Source organism: Gordonia sp. GONU (assembly GCF_024733855.1).
GTDB classification, from domain to species: Bacteria; Actinomycetota; Actinomycetes; order Mycobacteriales; family Mycobacteriaceae; genus Gordonia; species Gordonia amicalis.
In genome coordinates this window covers 277,085-291,996 of record NZ_JANRHB010000002.1, presented here as the reverse complement: position 1 = coordinate 291,996, position 14,912 = coordinate 277,085, and the positions used below count along the sequence as shown (strand labels likewise).

Below are 14,912 nucleotides of genomic sequence, written 5' to 3'. Positions count from 1 at the left end.
ATGGGAGTGTCGATGCGGTTGGTGAGGCCCGTCGGTGACTGCTGCTCCGTCGTCAATTTCTGTGTCTTCGGTTCTACCTCGGGGGTCTGACAAGAACTGCGGACCGGCTGCCCCGGCCGATGTGATCGACGAAGCGGTCACACTCACAGCACGACGAGGCGTAGGCCTCGATCGAACTGTCGTCGTGCGAATGTCGTCCCTGCATGTGAACATGGTTGGAACACCGTGGAAAGTGCAGGTGACACCGATGAAGGATCAGTTTGTTGGTTGCCTGATCGGGGGTGCGGTCGGGGACGCGCTCGGGGGATCGGTCGAGTTCATGTCACGATCGGCGATCGTCGATCGATTCGGTCCGGCCGGGATCACCTCCTATGCCCCCGCGTACGGCGGGATCGGCACCATCACCGACGACACCCAGATGACGCTGTTCACTGCCGAGGGACTGCTGCGCGCGTGGGTGCGGGACTGCGACGGCGGCATCTCGTGCTTCGCCGCGACGACGGCCCTCGCCTACCTTCGCTGGTTCATCACGCAGGGTGAACACCCGCGTCACGGCGTGCTGCCGATGACCGAACGAGCCACCTGGTTGATGAGCCACCGGGAACTCCATGACCAGCGCGCACCCGGCACCACTTGCCTGAGTGCTCTGCGCGCGACGACACGACCGGGTGCGCCGGCATCCAACAACAGCAAGGGCTGCGGCGGCGTCATGCGAGTCGCCCCCGTCGGGTTGTTCGCATCGCGCGCCGAATGGTCGGCGGTCGGAACCTTCGACCTCGCAACCTCGCTCGCGGCACTGACGCACGGTCATCCGTCGGGCTCATTGAGCGGAGGCGTACTCGCAGTGATGATCCGTGACCTCGTCGAAGGTGCGACGCTCGATGAGTCGCTCGCCGGCGCGAAGGACATCCTGCGAACCAAACCGGAGCACGACGAGACCCTCGCCGCCGTCGAACTCGCCGAGCAGGTCGCTGCCGAGAACGTTGCGCCGGAGGAAGCCATCGCCCGTCTCGGCGAGGGGTGGGTGGCCGAAGAGGCGCTCGCGATCTCGATCTACTGCGCGCTCGTCGCGCGCGACTTCGAACACGGGGTGATGATCGCGGTCAATCACGACGGCGACTCGGATTCGACCGGGGCGATCACCGGGAACCTTCTCGGCGCGCGTGACGGCATCGGGGTGATCGGCGAGCAGTGGCTCGAACCGCTCGAACTCCGCGACGTCATCACCGAGATGGCAACGGACCTCTACGAATTCACCGACTGGGAACTCGACGCCCCGGGCGTCGCCGAGAAGTACGTCGGACTTCAGCCGACGGGATGACCGATCCCGGCGTGCTCGAGGAAGCCTTCGACGAGCCGGTCGCAGCGGGCCGCGGCGTCGACTGCGGCAGCGTCGATCTCAGCGGCGAGTGCCCGGGTGTCGACCTTTCCGTCGTCGCTGCCGGATCGTGCGCTCGTGAAACCCTCGCGCCAGCCGGAGAAGCAGTCCGACGTGATCTCCGGGTGGAACTGCACGCCCAGGTGAGGTCCGGAGACGTACGCCTGCACACCCGCATCGTTGACCGCGATCACCTCGGCGACGTCGGTCACGGTGATGGTGTCGCGGTGGAACTGCATCCAGGGACCCGCTTCGACCAGATCGGGGCGGGTGGTGCTGACGGTGGTGAAGCCGTGCTCGGGACGCGTGCTCGGTGCCACCGAACCACCGAGAGCCCTCGCGAGGATCTGGGCGCCGAAGCAGACACCGAGGACCGGCACCTGCTGGGTGATCGTCGCCGAGAGGTACTCCAGTTCAGGGCCGATCCACGGCAGCGTCGTGTCGAAAGCCGAATCCGGGGAGCCGGTCACGCACACCAGGTCGAACCCGCTCGCGTCGGGCAGTGATCCGTCTACGACGTCACGGATGACGGCATCGAAGCCGCGGTCGGTGAAGGCGGGGAGCAACGAACCGAGTACCGATTCGCGCCACTCCGGCCGCACTCCGTGAACAAGTGCGAGAACACTGCCGCCCACCCGAACTCCTCTCGATCCGCTGTGACCAGCCAGGGTAGTCGTCGGTGGGTCTCCCAACCGGGTCAGGGCATGGCGACAATCGGCGTGGTTCGGGTCACGTCCGCCATCCGGGCAGGTCAGGGTGTTGCCGGTGAAGGGCCGAGGTGCGCAATACGGGCGCCACGGTCAGGTTGCCGATCGGTTACAGCCGTCGGATTGAGTACTCCTGCACGGTGATGCCGACGGTGCCGTCCGGCGCCTTCACGGCCACCGGTGGCATGAGGAGGCACGACATATGACAGTGAAGGTCGCGGCGGGCACAGGTGACGCCGGAACCCGGTTGCTCGCAGGAGCATCGGGTGTGGGTTTCATCCTCGCGGTCTGCGGCTCGAACGCGATGACGCCGCTGCTGCCCGGCTACATGGACCGCCACGGTTTCGGTCCGGCCGCGGCCGCGGTGTTGTTCGCCACCTACTTCGTCGCGCTCATCGTCATCCTGCTGATCTCCGCACGCGGCCCGCTCATCCGGCACACGCGCAAGGTGCTGCCGATTGCGTTCCTCACGGCCATCGTCGGCGACCTGGTGGAGATCGTCGGCGCCTGGTATCCGCTGGTGCTGTTCCCCGGGCGGTTGATGACAGGCGCGTCGGTGGCGCTCAGCACCGGTGCGGCGGCGGCGATGATGGTGGCGGCCCGCGGCGAGAAGGGTCGTGCGTTCATGGCGACGGGTTCTCTCATCGGTGCCGGGTCCGGACTCATCGCCGCGATCCTGATCGCGGTGTACCTGCCCTGGCAGCTGGTGACGGTCTACGCCATCCACGCGGTCGCGATGACGATCTGTCTCGGCTTCCTGTTCGCGGGACTCCGGGCCGCCCCGGATCTCCTTGCGCCAGGACGTGATCCGGTGCCGGTCGGTGAGCCGGAGATCGCGGACGTACCCTCGGCGCACACCGGAGATCTCGACGTGGTGGTCGACTCGTCCCGGTCCCGCGACCCGGGTGCGTTCCTCGTCGGGGCGCTGGCCTGGGCGATCGGCGCGCTCGCGGTGGGAGCCATGCCGAATGCGATTCTCGCGACGGGCATCAGCGAGTCGTTGCTCGTCGCGCAGTGTGTCGGCGGCGCATGCCTGATCGTCTCGATGCTGGCGAACTTCGCCGGCGTGGGTCTCCGCGTCGTCACCACGCTGCCGTCGGTGGGATTGCTCCTGGCGTTCGGCTGGTCGATCGCGATCGCGGGTCTCGCGGTGGGCCGACTTGAGGTGATCCTGTTGGGTACCGTCATCGGCGGCATCGGCCAAGCCGGTGGCTACCGGGTCGCGCTGGCGTACATCACCGTCGGGCTCACGCCCATCCAACAGGGCCGGGTGGCGGCCACGTTCTCGGCCTTCGCCTACAGCGGGGCCGGGGTGATGGTGGTGCTCGACGGCATCGCCGGGCAGCTGGCCGGGACAATCGGTGGGGCCGTCGCGATCGGTGTGATCTATGCGGTCATCTCGGCGATCGCGATCGCGCTGGTGCTCCGGCGTACACGGGTGGCGACACCGACCGTTCCCCGGGCGGTGGATCGCCAGACGGCGGACACGACTTCGTGACTGCTGCCGGCCGTCGGTGATGTTGCAGTTCAGCGGTTTCCACATGGTCGGAGTCGAACCTGTGCCTACGGTGGGAGCCATGGCATCTGTCGCACGCGTCTCCGGTCCGATCACCTGGCTCGCGGTGATTCTCGCAGTGGCGCAGGTGGTGGCGCCCGTTGTGCCGTTCTCGGGGATCGGTGCCTCACCCGATGAGTCGACGACCGATCTGCTCATCACGCCGGCCGGCTGGACGTTCTCCATCTGGAGCCTGATCTACCTGCTGTCGCTCGTCGTCGCACTCGCGGTGGTCTGGAAGGGATCGACAGGGACCGCCGATCCACGTCGCCTGCTCATCGACCTCGAGATCGCGTTCGCCGGTGCGGCCGTCTGGATTCTGGTGTCCGCCGCGGAATGGACGTGGATCACCCCGATCGTGCTGACCGTCATGGCGGTGGTGCTGCTCGACGCAGCACGGATCGCAGCGCGCCCCGCCGACGACGCGGCACCCGGCTGGTTGCGAGTGCTCACCCGCGTCCTGGTCGGCATCTACGCCGCCTGGGCCACGGCCGCGGTCTTCCAGAACTGGGCGGCCGCCATCGGCGCCGACCTCGCCGACCCGCAGTCCCTCGGCTGGCAGCTGACGGTCCTGATCCTGTGCGCCCTGTTCGGGCTCGCCGTGACCGCGGTGGTCGGCTCCGTGCTGGTCGCCTATCCGCTCACTCTGGTCTGGGCCTTCCTCGGAATCCTGGCCACGGCGCAGGGCGAGACGACCGCCGTCGTCGGAGTCGCGATCGGCACGATCGTCGCCCTGGTGGTCACGACGGGCGTCGTGTTCGTGGTGCGGCGTCGTGGTGGTGCGGTTCTGGCGTCGGGGTGACGTCAGAACCGGCGTGATCGGTATCCCCGTTGGGTGGTGCGCCCGCGACGGCGCCCGGATAGCATCCAGCACGGTTCATTCCGACGAGAGGCACCGCCATGACCACCACCGTCGTCGCAGGCAACCCGAAACCCGGCTCGCGGACGCTCGACGCGGCCAACCGGCTCGCCGAGGCGCTGACCGGATCTGCACCCGACCACGTGGTCGACGTCATCGAACTCGGCCCTGGTCTCCTCGGCTGGGGCGACGAGAAGGTCAAGGCGGCCGTCGAGACCGTTGCGTCGTCGGATCTCGTCATCGTCGCGAGCCCGACGTTCAAGTCGACCTACACCGGTGTGCTGAAGCTCTTCCTCGACCAGTTCGCGACCGGTGACGGTCTGCGTGGCGTCACCGCGGTGCCGCTCATGTTGGGGGCGGGTCCGGCGCACGCCATGGCACCCGACCTGCTGCTCAAGCCGGTGCTCGTGGAACTCGGCGCCGTGTGCCCGTTGCCCGGTCTCTACCTGATCGACTCCACCTACACCACCGACACCCGCATCGCCGACTACACCGATCGGTGGGCATCGGCGTTGCAGCCCAAGGTTTCCGACGCCTGATCCGACAGGGGACCGTGTGTCCGACAGGTCATCACGTTCTTGCGGGTCACGTCCGACCGGAGAGAGGCCGTCACGGCCTCACTTCCCGCGGTTGAACGCTCTTGTCCTCGCGGACGCCGCGGCGTCGAGTTCCCGCTGGTACAGGATGCCGTAGGTGAATCCGTTCTCCCCGTCGCGGGTGCCTGCGCTCGCGCCCAGTTCGCGAAGGGTCCGAGCTGCCACGACGGCATCCTGATGCTCGCCGAGAATGGTCTGGATCTTCTTGTAGCGCTTGGCCTGACCGCGACCCACGCTCTTGTCCACGGCGGGTGCCGCGAGTTCGCCTGCGTAGCGGGCGCGTTTCGCGGCTTTGCGTGCACGATGAAGATCCTCGTCGTGCCCGGTCGACATGGCGCGGGCCAGGCGTCTGTCGGCCTTCCGGGACGAGCGTGTGGCGATGCGTCGAAGTTGTTGTCGTCGAATTCGGCTGTCGGCCAGCGGGATCGATGCAGTCCACGCCGACAGGGTCGTCAGTAGCTGTCGGTACCGGTCAGATGTCATCGTCTCGGTGACGCCCTGGCGGTGACGTCGTTGCCGTGCCGAGAGCTCTTCCTCGATGCGGGCGGCCACCGGGCCGAGGACCAGCTCATCGGGTAGGTCCGCCACGGCTGCGGCGAACCGCGCCCGGAGAACCTCGAGATCGCGGACCTCTCCGAGTATGCCTGCAAGCCAGCGGAGCTCGTCATCGAAGGTCGACAACCCAGGTGCGTCGAACAGTGCGGCACAGGTGCGCAACGTGCTGCGGAGGCGGCGGATCGCCACGCGCACGGGATGGACGGGGTTCTCCCCGCGACGCAGCGCCACGTCACCGGCGAAGATCGCCCGAATCTGTTCGTGCACATAGCCGACGACGGCTGAGGTTGCCGGCGACGCCGAGTCGTTCCGGCGCGGCGCGGCGTATCCGACGGCGCGTTCGAAGGTCGACGACGCCGAAGCGGGTCGCGCGCCCGCACCGACGAGTCGTTTGCGCACGTCCTTGGGGACTCTGGATGAGCGGGGGCCAGGTGTCACGCCGACCTCGCGCCACCTCGTGGCCGTCGCGACCGGTCCGGTGACCGTCGCCGACACGGAATCGTCGATGACCTCGTACATGAGTTCGCGTGCGGAATCGTGATACCGATGGCGGGTACGCCGGGTGTGGATGATGGCCGCCACGGTCAGGTCGTTGCCGAGACGCAGTCCCCACAGCGTGTCGGCCACCTCGGTGGGTACCGATGTCGACGGTGCGTCGATCTCTCGCGTCGCGTGTCCCTCGGGCAGTGGCACCGTCACATGCCACGCGGATCGGCGGTCATCGCTTTTGGCGTAGACCACGGTCGCGTGATGGGACAGCAGGTCACGGTTCTCGGTGTCGTAGTACGTATCGGTGAACTCGGTCGACGTCACCTCGACGAACTCGGCGGCATCGCCACCGAGCTCGGGGATCGCGGTATCCAGTTCGAAGTCCCAGGTGTTCTCGCCTGTGGTGTCGGTGTGCACGGCGACTCCTCTGGTCGGTTCGGCATGACGGACGCCGACGTCTCCGGCGTCGACGGCCGCATATTGACCTCTGGAGGGTGTCCGGATCGCAGATCGGATAAACGTTGCTGTCGACGTGAACGAGTGACCGGTGCTATTCGAAAGCTGTCTGCCGGCCGATCACTTCTGGGTCCGGCGGCTGCCGCCGTGCCAGTCCTCCTGCTCACCCGCCTCGGCGTCGGTCACGCCGAAGGCCCGGAGCTGTGGCTTCTCGCGCAGGCTGCGCTTGAGTTCGGCGAAACCGGGGAAACTCGCCAGCCCGATCACGTGATCCCACAACGTGAGCGCGTCCTCGTCACTCGGCAAGCGACTGATGACGGGGCCGAAGAACGCCACGCCCTCCGGCGGCCGGAAGTGGATGATCGGTGTCCCGACGTCGCGGCCGGTCAGCACGAGCGCCTCGTCGGTCTCGGCCTGGATCTCCGCGTCGATATCGGTGTTCTCCAGCGCGTCGACGTGGTGGGCGGGAAGTCCGAGTTCTTCCAGTACCGGCTCGAGGAAGCCGACGGTACCTCGATAGTCGGTGTTGTCGACCGTGTAGGTGCCGGTGTGTTCCTCGAAGATCCGGGTGCCGAGAGCGGTGTAGAGCGGAGCGATCGCGTCGCGGCCGTGTTCCCGACGGACGCTCGCGGCCACGCGCAGCAGCCGGAGTCCGGCGGTGTGTCCGGCCTCGTACTCGGGTGGGAAGTGCGCGGCGTAGTCGATGTGCGCGTTCAACAGGCGCAGCGAGATGAACCGCCAGTCGACGCGGTAGTCGCGCTGCGCCTGGACCTTTCGCACCCATTTGCTCGTCATCCAGGCGAACGGGCACACGGGATCGAAGTAGAAGTCGATGTCGACGTCGGCCATGACGTCGACGGTAGTCCCCAGCGCGCGATACCTGCGAGCACGAAAAACGCCCCGGGTGATCAGATCACCCGGGGCGCCTCGATCCGTGACGCGTGGATCAGAACTCGACGGAAGCGAGAGCCTCGTTGAAGGTCTTGCTCGGACGCATCACCGCAGCGGTCCGGTCCCAGTCCGGGTAGTAGTAGCCGCCGAGGTCGACCTGCTGACCCTGAGCCGAGTTCAGCTCCTCGACGATCTTCTCCTCGTTCTCGGCGAGGGTCTCGGCCAGCGGCGCGAACTGCTTGGCCAGGTCGGTGTCCTCGGTCTGACCGGCCAGTTCCTGGGCCCAGTACAGGGCGAGGTAGAACTGGCTGCCGCGGTTGTCGAGCTCGCCGGTCTTGCGCGACGGACCCTTGTCGTTCTCGAGCAGCTTGCCGGTCGCCGCGTCGAGTGCCTTGGCCAGGATCACCGCGCGCTGGTCGTCGAACTTCTTGCCCACGTCCTCGAGGCTGGCCCCGAGGGCCAGGAACTCACCCAGCGAATCCCAGCGGAGATGGTTCTCCTCGATGAGCTGCTTGACGTGCTTGGGCGCCGAACCGCCGGCACCCGTCTCGTACAGGCCGCCACCGGCCATCAGCGGCACGATCGACAGCATCTTCGCGCTGGTGCCGAGCTCCAGGATGGGGAAGAGGTCGGTGAGGTAGTCGCGCAGGATATTGCCGGTCGCCGAGATGGTGTCGAGACCGCGGACGACGCGTTCGAGGGTGTACCGCATGGCACGGACCTGCGACATGATCTGGATGTCCAGACCCTCGGTGTCGTGCTCGGGAAGGTACTTGTGGACCTTCTTGATCAGCTCGTTCTCGTGCGGACGGTACGGGTCGAGCCAGAAGAGAACGGGCATACCCGAGTCGCGGCAGCGGTTCACGGCCAGCTTGATCCAGTCCTGGATCGGGGCGTCCTTGACGATGCACAGACGCCAGATGTCGCCCTCTTCGACGGTCTGGGTCAGCAGGACCTCACCGGTCTCGATGTCGGTGATGTTGGCGGTGCCGCCGACCGGGACCTCGAAGGTCTTGTCGTGCGAGCCGTACTCCTCGGCCTTCTGCGCCATCAGGCCGACGTTGGGGACGGTGCCCATCGTGGTGGGATCGAACTGCCCGTTGGTCTTACAGAAGTTGATCATCTCCTGGTAGATGCGGGAGAAGGTCGACTCCGGGTTGACCGCCTTGGTGTCCTTGAGGCGTCCGTCGGCGCCGTACATCTTGCCGCCGGCACGGATCATCGCGGGCATCGAGGCGTCGACGATGACGTCGCTGGGGGAGTGGAAGTTGGTGATGCCGCGGGCCGAGTCGACCATGGCCAGCTCGGGACGGTGCTCGTGGCACTTGTGCAGGTCGTCGACGATCTCCTCACGCTGGGCGCTCGGCAGCGACTCGATCTTGCTGTAGAGATCCGACAGGCCGTTGTTCACGTTGACGCCGAGCTCGTCGAACAGGTCGCCGTGCTTCTCGAAGGCGTCGCGGTAGAAGACCTTGACGGCGTGGCCGAAGACGATCGGATGCGAGACGCGCATCATCGTCGCCTTGACGTGGAGCGAGAACATGACGCCGGTCTTGTAGGCGTCCTCGATCTGCTCTTCGTAGAACTTGATGAGCGCCTTCTTGCTCATGAACATGCTGTCGATGACGTCGCCGTCGGTGAGCTCGATCTCGGGCTTGAGGACCAGGGTCTCGCTGCCGTCGTCGGGGATGAGTTCCATCTTGACCTTGCGGTCGCCGTCGACGGTCATCGACTTCTCGCCGTGGTAGAAGTCGCCTTCGCGCATGTGCGCGACGTGGGTGCGCGATGCCATCGACCACTCGCCCATGCTGTGCGGGTGCTTGCGCGCGTACTCTTTGACGGCCTTCGGGGCACGACGATCGGAGTTGCCCTCACGCAGGATCGGGTTGACCGCGCTGCCGAGGCACTTGGTGTACCGGTCGCGGATCGCCTGCTCTTCCTCGTTCTTCGGACTGCCCGGGAAATCGGGAAGGTCGTAGCCCTTCTCCTGGAGTTCCTTGATGGCGGCGTGGAGCTGCGGGACCGACGCGCTGATGTTGGGCAGCTTGATGATGTTGGTGTCGGGCTCCTGGGTGAGCTTGCCCAGTTCGCCGAGGTTGTCCGGAACCTTCTGGTCTTCGGGCAGGAGATCGGAGAACTCGGCGAGGATTCGCGCCGCGACCGAGATGTCGCTGGTTTCGACTTCGATGCCGGCCGCGCCGGCGAACGTACGCACCACCGGCAGAAACGCGTGGGTGGCGAGCATGGGAGCTTCGTCGGTCAACGTGTAGATGATGGTCGGCTTTTGGGTGCTCATGCCTGATGTTCTCGATTCTGTCTGTATTAACCGGTGTCGCCGGCGACCTTGTGAGTCAGGCTTCACCGATACCACGCTTGCGGTGTGCTCGTGTGACAACTACCCCCCGATTCTGCCCCCTGTGATCAGCCTCGCGTTCAGGGGCCTCGGGTCTTGTGGTTCGATGCCGCCGGAGGCGGGGCGGCGCGATACCTCGGGGGGTCGGCGTCGATGCAGGTAGTTCATATTCTCTCGCGTTCGACGTGACTCCGCGCGTGGGCGATGGCCTCGTCGAGGGTGTCGACGAGGTGGTTGTCATGACGCAGGGAGTCGAAGACCCCGACGCCCTCGAGGAGTTCGAGGTGGTCGGGCTGCACGCCCTTGATGATGACGGTGATCCCGCGGTTCTCGAGTTCGGTGACGATCTCGGCCAGCGAGTGCGCGCCCGTCGCGTCGAGCATGCCGAGCCGCGACATCCGGATGATGACGACCGACACCGATTCGTCGGGGTGGTCGGCGATCGTGGTCGAGATCCGCTCGGCCGCGCCGAAGAACATCGCACCGTCGAGGCGGAGCAGCGCGATCCGCTCGTCGCCGGGTCGAGGGTCGCCGGGCAGCGGCTCGCGGGTCACGCTGGACCGTTGCGCCACCTGGCGCAGGGCGAAGAACGCGGCCACGACGATGCCGATCTGGACGGCCTCGATGAGGTCCAGCGTGACGGTGATGATCGCGGTGACGACGAAGATCAGCGCGTCCGACCGGGTGGATTTGAGGATCGCGCGGACGGTACCGACGGACACCATGCGGAACGAGGTCACCATCAGTACCCCGGCCAGCGCGGCAAGGGGGATCGCCGAGACCGGACCGGTCGCCAGGTAGACGACCCCGAGCAGCAGTAGTGAGTGCACTATCGCGGCGACGCGTGTACGTGCGCCGGAACGCACGTTGACCGCGGTACGGGCGATGGCCCCGGTCGCCGGCATACCGCCGAACATTCCCGACGCGACCGAGGCCAGACCCTGACCGGCGAGCTCGCGGTCGGGGTCATAGGGGCCCGTCGGCGACATGGTGGCCGCGACGCGCGCCGACAGCAGCGACTCGATCGCGGCGAGGGCCGCGATGGCGACCGCGGCGCCGAGAACCGACTTCACCATCGCCGGGTCTACGTGCGGGATCGACGGGGCGGGCAGCGAGGACGGCAGCTCACCGATGCTGGCGACGTCGAAGAGGCCGGTGAAGTGGACGATCAGGGTGACGACGATGACGGCGGTGAGTGACTCGGGAATGCTGCGGTGGATGCGCGGTAACACGAGCATGATCACGGCGACCATCGCGACGACGGCCAGCGCGGGCCAGGCGGTCGACCAGTCGGCGTTCACGACGACGTCGACGGCTGCGTTGAGGGTGCGTGCGCCGGACGGTGCGACGGTGCCGAACGCGGCCGGCACCTGCTGCAGGAAGATGATCGCCGCGATGCCGAGGGTGAAACCCTCGATGACCGGCCAGGGGATGAAGGTGACGGCGCGGCCGAGACCGAGGACACCGGCCACCAGCACCAGGACGCCGGCCAGGACGGTGACGACCGCGATGCTGCTCAGACCATGCTCGGCGACGATCGGCGCGAGGATGACGGCCATCGCGCCGGTGGGCCCGGACACCTGGACGTGTGAGCCACCGAAGATCGCGGCGACGAGCCCGGCGACGACGGCGGTGATCAGGCCGGCGGCGGCGCCGACACCCGAGCTGATGCCGAACGCCAGCGCCAACGGAAGCGCGACGACGCCGACGGTGATGCCTGCGACGACATCGGCGCGCCAGCTGCGTCGGAGCCCCGCGTAGTCGCTGCGGCGGGGGACGAATCTGGCCGTTCGAGAGAGGACACCGGTGAGGACGTTGGTGCTCATCGGGGTGTCACCGGTGGTAGCGACGAGATGGCATCGAACTGTTCGCGCTGTGCGCCGAGGGTGTCGATCAAGAAGGTCCGGGCGATGACCAAGAGGTCGGAGATCTTCGGGTGCGCGAGTTCGTAGAATACGGCGTTGCCGGTGCGGTTGCCGGTGACGACATGGTGACGCTTGAGTACGCCGAGATGCTGGGACAGCAGCGTCGGCTCGAGTTCGGTCGCCGTTAGCAGCTCGCTCACCGCAGTCGGTTCACCGTTGGCGCTCAGGATCTCGAGGACGCGGATGCGCGCCGGGTGGGCGAGCGCCTTGAACAGGTTGGCCTTGATCTCGTACAGCGGCTGCTCGGGGCTGGGATCGGGCACGGGTCACTCCAGGGGAAAGCACTAGTTGACGGATTGATGGATTGAAGGATTGCTCAATCCATACTATAGCGCGTGCCGACACGAAAGCACCCCGCGGCCCTGGTCCGCGGGGTGCCTCCCGATCGACGAGCCGAAATCAGCTCACATCGAAACGATCATTGTTCGACACCTTCACCCACGCCTTGACGAAGTCGTTGACGAATCGCTCGGCCGAATCATCCTGGGCATAGACCTCGGAGAGTGCGCGGAGCTGCGAGTGCGAGCCGAACACCAGGTCGGCCGTGGTCGCCGTCCACTTGGTCTCGCCGGACGCACGGTCGACGACCTCGTAGGCGTTCTCCTCCGAACCCGACTTCCACTCGAAGCCCATGTCGACCACGTTGCGGAAGAAGTCGGTCGACAGGACTCCCGGACGGTCGGTGAACACGCCGTGCTTCGAGCCGCCGTGGTTGACGTCGAGGACGCGGAGACCGCCGACCAGCACCGTCAACTCAGGAGCGGTGAGATCGAGCATGTAAGCGCGCTCGAGGAGCAGCTCCTCCAGTGGCGCCTTCTCTCCGCCGCGGCTGTAGTTGCGGAAACCGTCCGCGCGGGGTTCGAGCACCTCGAACGAGTCGACGTCGGTGCTCTCCTGCGAGGCATCGGTGCGTCCCGGTGTGAACGGCACGGTGACCGGGAATCCCGCTGCCTCCGCGGCCTTTTCCACCGCGGCGGCACCGCCGAGGATGATGAGGTCCGCCAAGGACACCTTCTTGCCGCCGGACGCCGAGTCGTTGAAGTCCTTCTGGACCTGCTCGTACACCGGCAGCACCTTGGCGAGCTCACCGGGCTCGTTGATCTCCCAGTTCTTCTGGGGCTCGAGACGGATGCGTGCGCCGTTGGCACCACCGCGCTTGTCGGTGCTGCGGAAGCTGGCCGCCGACGCCCACGAGGTCTTGATCAGCTGCGTCGGCGAAAGTGCTTCGAGCAGTTTGCCCTTCAGAGACGCGATGTCGGCGTCGTCGATCAGCTCGTGGTCAACGGCGGGCACCGGGTCCTGCCAGATCTGCGGCTCGGGAACCCACGGGCCGAGGTAGCGGCTGACCGGACCGAGGTCGCGGTGGAGCAGCTTGTACCAGGCCTTGGCGAAGGCCTCCTCGAGCTCCTCGGGATGGTCGAGCCAGCGGCGGGTGATGTCGGCATAGATCGGCGACTCCCGCATCGAGACGTCGGTGACCAGCATGGTGGGCGCGCGTCCCGGGCCGCCGAAGGGATCGGGAATGGTGCCTGCGCCCGCACCGTCCTTGGCGACGTACTGCCACGCACCGGCGGGGCTCTTCTGCAGCTCCCACTCGTAGCCGTAGAGGATCTCGAGGAAGCTGTTGTCCCACTGCGTCGGCGTGTTGGTCCAGACCACCTCGAGGCCGGAGGTGATGGCGTCCTCTGCCTTGCCGCTGCCGTAGCTGGACTTCCAGCCCAGGCCCTGCTGCTCGATCGGTGCAGCCTCGGGCTCGGGACCGACGAGGCCCGCGTCCCCGGCGCCGTGGGTCTTGCCGAAGGTGTGGCCACCGATGATGAGGGCCGCGGTCTCCTCGTCGTTCATGGCCATCCGGGCGAAGGTCTCTTGGATGTCGTAGGCCGCGGCGACCGGATCCGGCTTGCCCTCGGGGCCTTCCGGATTGACGTAGATGAGACCCATCGTGGTGGCGCCCAGCGGCTTGGCGAGGTCACGCTCACCGGAGTACCGCTTGTCGGTGCCGCCCCACGTGTCCTCGGGACCCCAGTACACCTCTTCGGGCTCCCAGATGTCCTCGCGACCGAAACCGAAGCCAAACGTCTTGAATCCCATGGACTCCAGGGCGACGTTGCCGGCGAAGACCAGCAGGTCGGCCCAGGACAGCTTGGTGCCGTACTTCTGCTTCACCGGCCACAGCAGACGACGTGCCTTGTCCAGGTTTGCGTTGTCGGGCCAGCTGTTCAGCGGGGCGAAGCGCTGTGCGCCCTGCCCGCCGCCGCCGCGGCCGTCGTAGATGCGGTAGGTGCCGGCCGCGTGCCAGCTCATGCGGATGAACAGGCCTCCGTAGTGGCCGTAGTCGGCGGGCCACCAGTCCTGTGACTGGGTCATGATCGAGACGAGGTCGGCCTTGAGTGCCTCGACGTCGAGTTTCGCGAATTCCTTCTTGTAGTCGAAGTCCTCGCCGAGCGGGTTGGACAGCGAAGAATGCGCGTGCAGCCTGGACAGGTCGATCTGCTCGGGCCACCAGTCCTTGTTGGTCAGCGGCGCATGCGCTTTCGGCTCCGGCGAGGGGATGGCCGGATTCTCGCTCTCGCTGGTGCTGCGAGTCTCTTCGGCGGGATTGGGTGGGCGGCTGTCGGAGGTCACGACATTCCTTTCGATGGTGGAACCGGTTGGGCTGCGATCACGGATGTGATCAGGTCGGGGTTGGGCTGACGCAGTCCGGGCAGAGTCCCCAGTAGATGACCTCGGCCTCGTCGAGAACGAAACCGTGGTCGTGGGATGCGGTGAGGCACGGTGCCTCGCCGATTGCGCAATCGACGTCCGCCACGGTTCCGCACGCGCGGCAGACGACGTGGTGATGGTTGTCGCCGGTGCGGAATTCGTAGAGCGACACCGAACCCGACGGCTGGAACCGCCGGATGAGACCGGTTTCGGTCAGTGCCCGGAGGACGTCGTAGACGGCTTGACGGGACACATTCGGCAGCATCTGTCGGACGATGCCGTAGATGGTGTCGGTGTCGGTGTGGGGGTGTTCGTCGACGGCACGCATGACCGCCACCCGTGGTTGGGTGACTCTGAGGTCTGCGGCCCGGAGTTGCTGGGCATAGTCAGATGTCGATGCCACGTGACCCACCATAGGCACGTTCCCTACGGTTGCACGGCGTTT

General features: G+C 66.7%; 12 protein-coding genes. 4 read left to right on the top strand and 8 right to left on the bottom strand.

The window, feature by feature from the left end; all coding sequences use genetic code 11:
- Window positions 1-247 precede the first annotated feature (247 nt).
- Window positions 248-1,321, top strand: coding sequence for an ADP-ribosylglycohydrolase family protein (locus NWF34_RS03260; protein ID WP_024499736.1), 1,074 nt, complete (start codon window positions 248-250; stop codon window positions 1,319-1,321).
- Here the strand turns inward: NWF34_RS03260 and NWF34_RS03255 are convergent.
- The gene (locus NWF34_RS03255) at window positions 1,306-2,013 is read right to left on the bottom strand and encodes a type 1 glutamine amidotransferase (RefSeq protein ID WP_238064021.1); all 708 of its coding nucleotides are present in this window, start codon (window positions 2,011-2,013) and stop codon (window positions 1,306-1,308) included. The genes NWF34_RS03260 and NWF34_RS03255 overlap by 16 nt on opposite strands.
- A 274-nt stretch (window positions 2,014-2,287) precedes the next feature.
- Between NWF34_RS03255 and NWF34_RS03250 the strand changes: the two genes are divergently transcribed.
- The 3 genes from NWF34_RS03250 to NWF34_RS03240 all read left to right on the top strand — a co-directional run bounded on the left by NWF34_RS03250 (window position 2,288) and on the right by NWF34_RS03240 (window position 5,038).
- Window positions 2,288-3,583: a hypothetical protein gene (locus NWF34_RS03250; protein WP_024499738.1), complete on the top strand. Its 1,296-nt coding sequence runs from the start codon at window positions 2,288-2,290 to the stop codon at window positions 3,581-3,583.
- A gap of 79 nt (window positions 3,584-3,662) precedes the next feature.
- Entirely contained in the window at window positions 3,663-4,442 is a 780-nt protein-coding gene (locus NWF34_RS03245; protein WP_024499739.1) for a hypothetical protein, read from the top strand.
- A 98-nt stretch (window positions 4,443-4,540) separates the two neighbouring features.
- Window positions 4,541-5,038: an NADPH-dependent FMN reductase gene (locus tag NWF34_RS03240; RefSeq protein ID WP_024499740.1), complete on the top strand. Its 498-nt coding sequence runs from the start codon at window positions 4,541-4,543 to the stop codon at window positions 5,036-5,038.
- A 78-nt stretch (window positions 5,039-5,116) separates the two neighbouring features.
- Here NWF34_RS03240 and NWF34_RS03235 read toward each other — a convergent pair whose 3' ends face one another.
- From NWF34_RS03235 to NWF34_RS03205, 7 genes are all read right to left on the bottom strand, one after another.
- Window positions 5,117-6,556, bottom strand: a complete 1,440-nt coding sequence (locus NWF34_RS03235) for a CHAD domain-containing protein (RefSeq protein WP_024499741.1) — start codon at window positions 6,554-6,556, stop codon at window positions 5,117-5,119.
- Window positions 6,557-6,715: 159 nt separating this feature from the next.
- Window positions 6,716-7,444 (bottom strand): hypothetical protein, encoded by a 729-nt coding sequence (locus NWF34_RS03230; protein ID WP_096274677.1) that lies wholly within the window; start codon window positions 7,442-7,444, stop codon window positions 6,716-6,718.
- Between the two features lie 97 nt (window positions 7,445-7,541).
- The gene (locus tag NWF34_RS03225) at window positions 7,542-9,782 is read right to left on the bottom strand and encodes an NADP-dependent isocitrate dehydrogenase (RefSeq protein WP_096274676.1); all 2,241 of its coding nucleotides are present in this window, start codon (window positions 9,780-9,782) and stop codon (window positions 7,542-7,544) included.
- 221 nt (window positions 9,783-10,003) lie between these two features.
- Window positions 10,004-11,665: a SulP family inorganic anion transporter gene (locus NWF34_RS03220; protein ID WP_024499744.1), complete on the bottom strand. Its 1,662-nt coding sequence runs from the start codon at window positions 11,663-11,665 to the stop codon at window positions 10,004-10,006.
- On the bottom strand, window positions 11,662-12,027 hold the full coding sequence (locus tag NWF34_RS03215; protein WP_024499745.1) for a metalloregulator ArsR/SmtB family transcription factor: 366 nt from the start codon (window positions 12,025-12,027) through the stop codon (window positions 11,662-11,664). Before NWF34_RS03215 ends, NWF34_RS03220 begins: the two co-directional genes overlap by 4 nt.
- Before the next feature lie 136 nt (window positions 12,028-12,163).
- The gene (gene katG, locus NWF34_RS03210; protein WP_024499746.1) at window positions 12,164-14,389 is read right to left on the bottom strand and encodes a catalase/peroxidase HPI; all 2,226 of its coding nucleotides are present in this window, start codon (window positions 14,387-14,389) and stop codon (window positions 12,164-12,166) included.
- A 49-nt stretch (window positions 14,390-14,438) separates the two neighbouring features.
- Entirely contained in the window at window positions 14,439-14,870 is a 432-nt protein-coding gene (locus NWF34_RS03205) for a Fur family transcriptional regulator (RefSeq protein WP_191834533.1), read from the bottom strand.
- Window positions 14,871-14,912: the final 42 nt, after the last annotated feature.

What these genes read in the sequence shown, in the direction of transcription:
- NWF34_RS03260 (WP_024499736.1), top strand. Translation starts at nt 248, where the DNA reads ATGAAGGATCAGTTTGTTGGTTGCCTGATCGGGGGTGCGGTCGGGGAC.
- NWF34_RS03250 (WP_024499738.1), top strand. Translation starts at nt 2,288, where the DNA reads ATGACAGTGAAGGTCGCGGCGGGCACAGGTGACGCCGGAACCCGGTTG.
- NWF34_RS03245 (WP_024499739.1), top strand. Translation starts at nt 3,663, where the DNA reads ATGGCATCTGTCGCACGCGTCTCCGGTCCGATCACCTGGCTCGCGGTG.
- NWF34_RS03240 (WP_024499740.1), top strand. Translation starts at nt 4,541, where the DNA reads ATGACCACCACCGTCGTCGCAGGCAACCCGAAACCCGGCTCGCGGACG.
- NWF34_RS03230 (WP_096274677.1), bottom strand. Translation starts at nt 7,444, where the DNA reads ATGGCCGACGTCGACATCGACTTCTACTTCGATCCCGTGTGCCCGTTC.
- NWF34_RS03225 (WP_096274676.1), bottom strand. Translation starts at nt 9,782, where the DNA reads ATGAGCACCCAAAAGCCGACCATCATCTACACGTTGACCGACGAAGCT.
- NWF34_RS03220 (WP_024499744.1), bottom strand. Translation starts at nt 11,665, where the DNA reads ATGAGCACCAACGTCCTCACCGGTGTCCTCTCTCGAACGGCCAGATTC.